This window comes from Chrysiogenia bacterium (genome assembly GCA_020434085.1).
GTDB lineage: Bacteria > JAGRBM01 > JAGRBM01 > JAGRBM01 > JAGRBM01 > JAGRBM01.
Genome location: JAGRBM010000430.1, coordinates 1 through 6940 on the forward strand (window position 1 = coordinate 1; position 6940 = coordinate 6940).

A 6940-nucleotide genomic window follows, 5' to 3' on the forward strand; every position below is an offset into this window, starting at 1 on the left:
GGATGGACGAAGATCCCAGCTAGATCTCGCGCGGATTGGTGTGCTCGCCTTCTTTACCGGCCCAGAACTCCATCGCGAAAAAGAACGCCGCGCAGAGCCAGTATCCCACGGCCCAGCGCCAGCCGCTGGCAAAACCGATGTCGTAGAGCGCGCCCGCCGGCGTGAGCGTTCCCGCGTGGGTGAAGCCGAAGAAGGCAAAGCCCCCGCCGGCCAGGGCCCAGTACATGGCCTGCCGAAACTTGCGGTCGATGAGGTGCGCGCTGATGGCGCTCCAGACCATGCACGTGATCATGAATCCCTGGCTGATGGCGACGAGGCCTTTGAGGTGCAGGCCATTGGCGGCGAAGGCGCCCTCGTTTTCGAGCACGCGACCGGCCAGCGCGAAATCGCCCTCGGCAAAGCCCGCGGCCCCCAGCGTCTGGCTCAGCACCAGCAGCCCCCATCCGGCAATCGCCGGGAAGAGCCCCACCGCCACGGCGGCCGCGTGGTTGCGGTCAGTCGCCTGGAAGGCCTGTGCGGTGATGATGATGCCGATCCACAGCACGATGGCCATGCCCGCCTGCATTGGGACCAGCGAGTTGATGAAGTAGGTGAGCCCGAAGAGCGCCACGACGGTGAAGAACACGCCGTTTAGAATCGAGTAACCCGAGCGCGCGCCGAGCCCCTTCCAGCCGGGGTGGCCGATATAGATTGTTGTAGGAAAGCAGGAACCGAAGGCCGCCGCCGCCACCGAGCCCACGCCGTTGACCACCATCGACGGCATGGTGGGGTAGCTGTCGCCTGCGGCCTCTGCCGACTCGATATTCTGGAGCGAGCCCAGAATGTTGAAGAGCCCCATGGGCAGCATCACGGGCACCAGATACTGGTAGGCCAGCGGATTGGTCATGCCCGCGATCAGATCGCCGATCACCGGGACCGGGAAGTAGAAGCCCACGGTCTCCGCCGCGCTGGAGACGCCCGCGCCGCTTACGAGCGCGTCCTCTGCGCCGGCGGCGAAGAGCAGCCACGCCGCAATGGTTCCCAGCCCCACGGCGTAGGCGCCGCCGGGAATGCGAAACGGCATCTTCGTGTGCGAGAAATAGGTCGTCAGGATCACGCCGAGCGGGAGCAGCGCCACCAGCGGTGACTCGAAAGTCTGCACCGCGAAGTCGATGCTGATGAAACTGATCGCAATTCCCGCAAGCGTGGACAGCAGCGCCGCGCGCGGGGTGTTCCTGCGAATCCAGTCGGCAATGAACGAACCCGCTGTCTCAAAGAGTCCCGATACCAAACATGCGGCCAGCCCCACCTGCCAGGCCAGACGCGCGGCCTCTTCGGGGCTCGCGCCGCTGCTCTGCGCGTGGATCTTCACCGGCAGCATGACGAGGAAGACGTAGGCGAAGAGCGAGACCGTGTTGATGCCGTAGGGAAGCGCCGTGACATCGGTGCGCCCGGTGCGGGCCGAGAGCTGCTGGGCCTGCCAGGCATAGAAGACGTTGCCGATGAGCACGGAGACCGCGGCGCCGGGCAGCACCGAGCCGAGCACCAGGTCCACGGGGAACCCGAGCACCGCGGTGCAGAGCCCGAGGATGAGCAGAAACTGGATGAGGTTGTCGATTGCCAGCCCGAAAAATCCGTCGAGGTCGCCCGCGACGAACCAGGGCTGGGGCTTGGCGGCATCCATCAGGCGGGCGAGTGCTCCTTGATCCATTCGATCAGGAACTTGTTCACCTCGGCGGGCTTTTCCTGCTGGACGAAGTGTCCGCCGCCGGAGATCCGCACGACCTGAAGGCCGGCGGGAAAATCGTCCTCAAGCATGACCAGGTCGTAGAGCACCGTGTCCATGCACCCGTCGGTCGCGCCGGTAATCGCCAGCGTGGGGACCTGAATTTTTGCCGACGTGAGCTTGCGCGTCTCTCGCGCCGCCGGAGAAACGGCGTCGAAGAAGGCGCGGTAGTAACCAAGCGCCGCGCGCTTCACGCCCTCGGCACGGAAGGTGTCCTTGAGCGCTTCCATTTCGCCTTTGGGATAGTCCCAGCCGGGCGACCAGTCGCGCCAGAGTTTTTCGATGAAGGCAAAGTCGTTGAACTCCACGATGTAGTCGGAGATCAGCCGGAGCTGGAAAAAGAGCATGTACCAGGAATTGAGCACCTGGCCGGGGTCCTTGCGCAGGCCCTGGGGCATGCGCCGCAGGTGCGGCACCGCGATGGTCGAGAGCGAGTGGAAGCGATCGGGTGCCAGCGCAGCGGTGGCATAGCCAATGATCGCGCCCCAGTCGTGGCCGACCAGGTGACACTTCTCGACTCCCATGTGATCGAGCCAGCCCACCACATCCTCTGCCATGCGCACGACGTGATAGTCGCCGTCCCTTGGCTGGCTCGAGGGCTCGTACCCGCGCAGCATAGGGGCCACCGCGCGGTAGCCCGCCTCGGCAAGGGCCGGCAGTTGGTGCCGCCAACTGCGGTTGTGATCGGGAAAACCGTGCAGACACAGGACGAGCTCGCCCTCGCCCTGCTCGAGCGCGCTGAAACTCAGGCCGTTTGCCTTGAGCGTTGCCTGGGAAAATTCACTCATGCCCGCCTGTCCCCCGCTGGTGTCGATACCGTGGATGTGTCTGCTTGATCTAGCACACGCGCCCGAGAACCGGCCACCGCACCGGCGGCATCCCATAGATTGCAGCGACCCTGAAGAAACTGTAATCTGGGCGCAGCCGGGAAGAAAACGGGAAACACATGAGTCTCAGGGACAATCTGGTTCGCGGCACGGGACCGCGGGTCCTCATCCGCGCCTGGCATCAGCAGGAAACCCTCGCAAAGGGCGCCGCCCGGGCCCAGCGCCTCATCGGCGGCCGCGCGAGCATCGAATTCTTTTTCGCCTTCGACTCCCCCTACAGCGCCGTCTCGCTCGCGCCGCTCCTCGAGATCGCGGGCAGGCATCGCGGCGAGCTGCAGGCCTTCGCCGTCGGACGACACGGCATCCAGGGCGATCCCGATGCCCGGATGCGAAAGGCCTACGAGATCCTCGACGCTGGCCGCCTGCTGCGCCGTCAGGGGAAAAGCCTCACCCGGACAAAGCCTCTGCCCACTTCCGAGGTCCGCGAGCTCACCCTGCTGGCCGAGGCTGCGCGCCGCGCGGGCAAGGGCAATGCCTTCGCCGCCGCGGCGCTCGACAAACTCTGGTGCGAGGATGCCGACAAAGCGCCGCAACTCGCCGACTACGAGGCGCTCTACAGCGAAGTCGTTGGCAAGTCACCCGGCAACGCGCCGGGCAAGCTCGCCTCCGCAATCGTCGACAACGAGAAACGACTCGAACGCAAGGGTCACTGGGAAGTGCCCACCGCGCTGGTGGGCGGGCAGTGGTTCTTTGCCCACGAGCGCATCGAGCAGATCGACGCATGGCTCGGCGAGCTCGGGTGGTGAGGCCATGAGCGAGAAACCACAAGTCGAGTTCTTCTTTTCCTTCCGCAGCCCCTATTCGTATCTGGCCGGCGAGCGCGCCTTTGCGCTGGCCGACAAGTGGGACATCGCGCTGATCTACCAGGGCGTGCGTCCCATGGTGACGCGAGGCGTGCCGCTGCCCAATTCAAAAAAGTTCTACATCCTGCGCGACGCCGAGCGCGAGGCGCGGCGCCTGGGCATCCCCTTCGGCAACATGCACGACCCGCTTGGAGAGGGCGCGCTGCGCTGCCTGCGCGTGGGCGAGCTGGCCAAGGATTTGGGGCGCGAGCGCGCCTTCGTCACGCGCACCGCGCGGGCCATCTGGTCCGAGGCCGCCGACGTCACCCGCGACGAAGTGCTCCGCCCGCTCTGCGAGGGCGCGGGCCTCGCCTGGGATGAGTGCCGCGAAGCACTAAAGAGCGAAGCGCTCCTCCAGCGCTGCGAGCAGAACGTCGAACGCCTTCGCGCCTACGGCCAGTGGGGCGTCCCCACCTTTGTGTTCAGGGGCGAGCCCTTCTGGGGGCAGGACCGCATCGAAGACCTTGAACGTGTCCTCGAAGACGCCGGCGTGGCGCGAAAGTAATCCCTACTCGGCATGTTCATCCCTCGCAGCGTAGCCGCCGCGCCCGGCACCGTTGTCACTCGAGCGGATCTCTTCGAGTTTTCGAATCAGCGTCGAGCGCGCAATCCCCAGGGTGCGCGCCGCGCGGGTCTTGTTGCCGTCGCTGATGGCGAGCACCCGCAGGATGTGTTCGTTTTCCGCCTCGGCCAGCGTGAGCGGCCGGGCATCTTCGTTGCTGATTGAGTCCATTCCCATCTCCTCGTCGGACCCGTAGCGGGCCGGTTCTTCCTCGATTTGCTCGACGCCCTCGCGGCGAAGCGAGCCGAGCGCTGCTGGCGCAATGACGCCGGGACCGTGTTCGAGCAGGGCTTCCTCGACGTGCATGCGCAGCTCGCGGATGTTTCCCGGAAGCGGCACTTCCGAGAGGAGCTGCAGTGACTCGGGCGAGAGGCTGGCCACAAATCCAAGGCGCCGCGCCTGCGCCGCGCAGAAATGCGCAGCCAGCGCAGCAACATCCGTGCTGCGCTGGCGAAGCGGTGGGACCTGGATGCTGGTGCCACTCAGGCGAAGGAAGAGATCCCTGCGAAACTGGCCGTGCACGACGCGGCGCTCGATGGCTGGCCCAACGGTCGCGAGCACCCGTACCTCGCTCTGCTCCTGGCGCATCCCGCCGGCCCGCCGGTAAGTGCCGGTTTCGAGAAAACGCAGCAGCGCGCTCTGCACGTGCAGCGGCAGAAACTCGGCGTGGCAGAGAATGAGCGTTCCGCCGTGGAGTGCCGAGAGCACGCCCTCGACGGACTGCCCCTGCATCGTGCCGCCGAAGATTTCGGCGCGGGCGTCGCGATCGGGGATCTCGTCGGCGTTGAGGCTCAGCACCGGCGCATCGGCCCAGGGCGAGCCCGTAATCAGAGCGCGTGCCAGCGTGCGCTTGCCCGTACCGGGCTCGCCCTGAAAGAGCACGCTGCTCTCGCTGCCTCGCAGCCGCGCCATCCGCTCGCCGATCTGCTGCAGGGCCACCGACGGCAATTCAATGATCTCTTTTCCCTCACTCATCGTTTCGAACCTCCCATGTTGCGTCACGGGAATCGTGCAGGCGGCCCGAAATCGGACGGCCGGTCCGAGATTCGGCCGGCTTTGCGTCCGGAATCGCTCCGGGCGACCGGCTGCCGGTCACCCGGCATCGGTCGTCTGGAGCAGCTTCTGTGCGATTTCGGGTCACCTGCGCGCCTTCCCGTGAGACTGCTGTGAATCTCTCGGGGGTCTAAGAGAGCAAGCGGCGGGCCGACCCGGGACAGTTTTGCGGCAAAACCCGAAGGCCAGCCGGGCGTGCCAAGCAGGGTTCAGATGGATAGAGTGTTCCCGGTCGGCCCATCCGGGCCGGGCGAAGAGGCTTCGATGAGCGAGCGGATCTACTTTGATGGCGACTGCGGGCTGTGCCACCGGGCGGTGAAGTTCGTCCTGCGCCACGAGCGCGGGACGCCCGTGTTTCGATTCGCGCCGCTCTTTGGCGAGACCTTTGAGCGCGAGGTCCCCGCCGAATTTCGCCAGTGCGTGCCCGACAGCATCGTCGTGCAGCTGGGTGACGGCAGGTTGCTGGTCAAGTTTCGCGGCGCCCGCCACATCCTGCTGGGCGTGGGCGGCCCCTGGCGGGTTCTGGGCCGGATTCTCTGGATCATCCCGCCGTTTCTGGGCGACCTCGTCTACGATTTCATCGCCCGCATCCGCCACTACCTGTTCGCACGCCCCGGCGGCGCATGCCCGCTCGTGCCGCCCGAGCAGCAAAAGCGCTTCGATCCCTGAAGTAGATATCCCGATCCTTTTTGTCCTCCCCCGTCGCGGGGGAGGTGGGCGCAGCCCGGAGGGGGTTCGTGGAGAGTTTCTCGTTTTCCCGACAACCCCCTCTGCCTTGCAGGCATCTCCCCCGCTGCGGGGGAGAGAGTGCGGTGCGGCGCGCCCTGGAAGAGCGCTCCTCTATGTTGCAGCGACGCAGGCCGCCCCGCTGCCCCTATGGCGGTCCTTGACACGCCGCGCCTCCCGTTGCATAGACACGGGTCCCTGCCGCAAGAGTTCGCCATTCGAGCCGAACCGCGCGCGTGCGGCGGGGCAATCATTCAGGAGGAAATTACAATGAGTGTTCTGGTTGGTAAGGAAGCCCCCGAGTTCAAGGCCCAGGCCGTGCAGCCCGATGGTTCCTTCAAGGAAATTTCGCTTTCCGATTACAAGGGCAAGAAGTACGTCGTGCTGTTCTTCTACCCCCTCGATTTCACCTTCGTGTGCCCCACCGAGATCATCGCGTTCTCGGAGGCGGTCGCCGATTTCGAGAAGCTCGACGTGCAGCTCATCGGCTGCTCCATCGACAGCCACTTCTCGCACCTGGCGTGGCGCAACACCCCGCGCACCGAGGGCGGCATCGGCGAGATCAAGTATCCGCTGCTCGCCGACCTGAACAAGGACATCGCCCGCGACTACGACGTGCTGCTTCCCGGCGGCATCGCGCTGCGCGGCCTGTTCCTCATCGACAAGAACGGCGTCGTCCAGCACCAGGTCGTCAACAACCTGCCGCTCGGCCGCAACGTCGAAGAAGCCCTTCGCATGGTCAAGGCCCTGCAGTTCACCGAGAAGCACGGTGAGGTCTGCCCGGCCAACTGGGACGAGGGCAAGGACTCCATGAAGGCCGACCCCAAGGGCTCCAAGGAATTCTTCAAGAAGACCTACGCGTAAGCGTTCGTTTCTGATTTTACGGCAAAGCCCGCCTCGAAAGAGGCGGGGTTTTTTATTGGGGGTGGGCGCGGAGCTGATCGACTACGTACCAGCGACCAAGCGCTGGAACCGTCGTTCTACAGTTCCATTTTTGGCAAAACCGCAAACGTCTTGCATGACTCGACCGCGCCCGGATGGGCGACCAGTTTCCCATATAGCTCGTTCGACACCTGCTCACTCAATTCCCGCGCCACGTCCTTCA

The 6940-nt window shown here is 65.3% G+C and carries 7 protein-coding genes; 4 read left to right on the plus strand and 3 right to left on the minus strand.

The window, feature by feature from the left end; all coding sequences use genetic code 11:
- Positions 1-19: 19 nt before the first annotated feature.
- Together KDH09_14765 and KDH09_14770 are read right to left on the minus strand one after the other, a co-directional pair.
- The gene (locus tag KDH09_14765; protein MCB0220958.1) at positions 20-1663 is read right to left on the minus strand and encodes an NCS2 family permease; all 1644 of its coding nucleotides are present in this window, start codon (positions 1661-1663) and stop codon (positions 20-22) included.
- Complete coding sequence (locus KDH09_14770) at positions 1663-2553, minus strand: alpha/beta hydrolase (protein ID MCB0220959.1); 891 nt, start codon at positions 2551-2553, stop codon at positions 1663-1665. Before KDH09_14770 ends, KDH09_14765 begins: the two co-directional genes overlap by 1 nt.
- Positions 2554-2711: 158 nt before the next feature.
- Here KDH09_14770 and KDH09_14775 point away from each other — a divergent pair, with 158 nt between their 5' ends.
- Together KDH09_14775 and KDH09_14780 are read left to right on the plus strand one after the other, a co-directional pair.
- Positions 2712-3398, plus strand: a complete 687-nt coding sequence (locus tag KDH09_14775; protein ID MCB0220960.1) for a hypothetical protein — start codon at positions 2712-2714, stop codon at positions 3396-3398.
- Positions 3399-3402: 4 nt separating this feature from the next.
- Positions 3403-3999: a DsbA family protein gene (locus KDH09_14780; protein MCB0220961.1), complete on the plus strand. Its 597-nt coding sequence runs from the start codon at positions 3403-3405 to the stop codon at positions 3997-3999.
- A 3-nt stretch (positions 4000-4002) separates the two neighbouring features.
- Here KDH09_14780 and KDH09_14785 read toward each other — a convergent pair whose 3' ends face one another.
- Positions 4003-5031 carry a sigma-54-dependent Fis family transcriptional regulator gene (locus KDH09_14785; protein MCB0220962.1) on the minus strand — a complete coding sequence of 343 codons (1029 nt, stop codon included), beginning with the start codon at positions 5029-5031 and terminating at the stop codon, positions 4003-4005.
- Positions 5032-5373: 342 nt separating this feature from the next.
- Between KDH09_14785 and KDH09_14790 the strand changes: the two genes are divergently transcribed.
- The gene (locus KDH09_14790) at positions 5374-5778 is read left to right on the plus strand and encodes a DUF393 domain-containing protein (protein ID MCB0220963.1); all 405 of its coding nucleotides are present in this window, start codon (positions 5374-5376) and stop codon (positions 5776-5778) included.
- Between the two features lie 327 nt (positions 5779-6105).
- On the plus strand, positions 6106-6699 hold the full coding sequence (locus tag KDH09_14795; GenBank protein MCB0220964.1) for a peroxiredoxin: 594 nt from the start codon (positions 6106-6108) through the stop codon (positions 6697-6699).
- The last annotated feature ends 241 nt before the right edge of the window (positions 6700-6940 follow it).

What these genes read in the sequence shown, in the direction of transcription:
- KDH09_14765 (MCB0220958.1), bottom strand. Translation starts at nt 1,663, where the DNA reads ATGGATGCCGCCAAGCCCCAGCCCTGGTTCGTCGCGGGCGACCTCGAC.
- KDH09_14770 (MCB0220959.1), bottom strand. Translation starts at nt 2,553, where the DNA reads ATGAGTGAATTTTCCCAGGCAACGCTCAAGGCAAACGGCCTGAGTTTC.
- KDH09_14775 (MCB0220960.1), top strand. Translation starts at nt 2,712, where the DNA reads ATGAGTCTCAGGGACAATCTGGTTCGCGGCACGGGACCGCGGGTCCTC.
- KDH09_14780 (MCB0220961.1), top strand. Translation starts at nt 3,403, where the DNA reads ATGAGCGAGAAACCACAAGTCGAGTTCTTCTTTTCCTTCCGCAGCCCC.
- KDH09_14785 (MCB0220962.1), bottom strand. Translation starts at nt 5,031, where the DNA reads ATGAGTGAGGGAAAAGAGATCATTGAATTGCCGTCGGTGGCCCTGCAG.
- KDH09_14790 (MCB0220963.1), top strand. Translation starts at nt 5,374, where the DNA reads ATGAGCGAGCGGATCTACTTTGATGGCGACTGCGGGCTGTGCCACCGG.
- KDH09_14795 (MCB0220964.1), top strand. Translation starts at nt 6,106, where the DNA reads ATGAGTGTTCTGGTTGGTAAGGAAGCCCCCGAGTTCAAGGCCCAGGCC.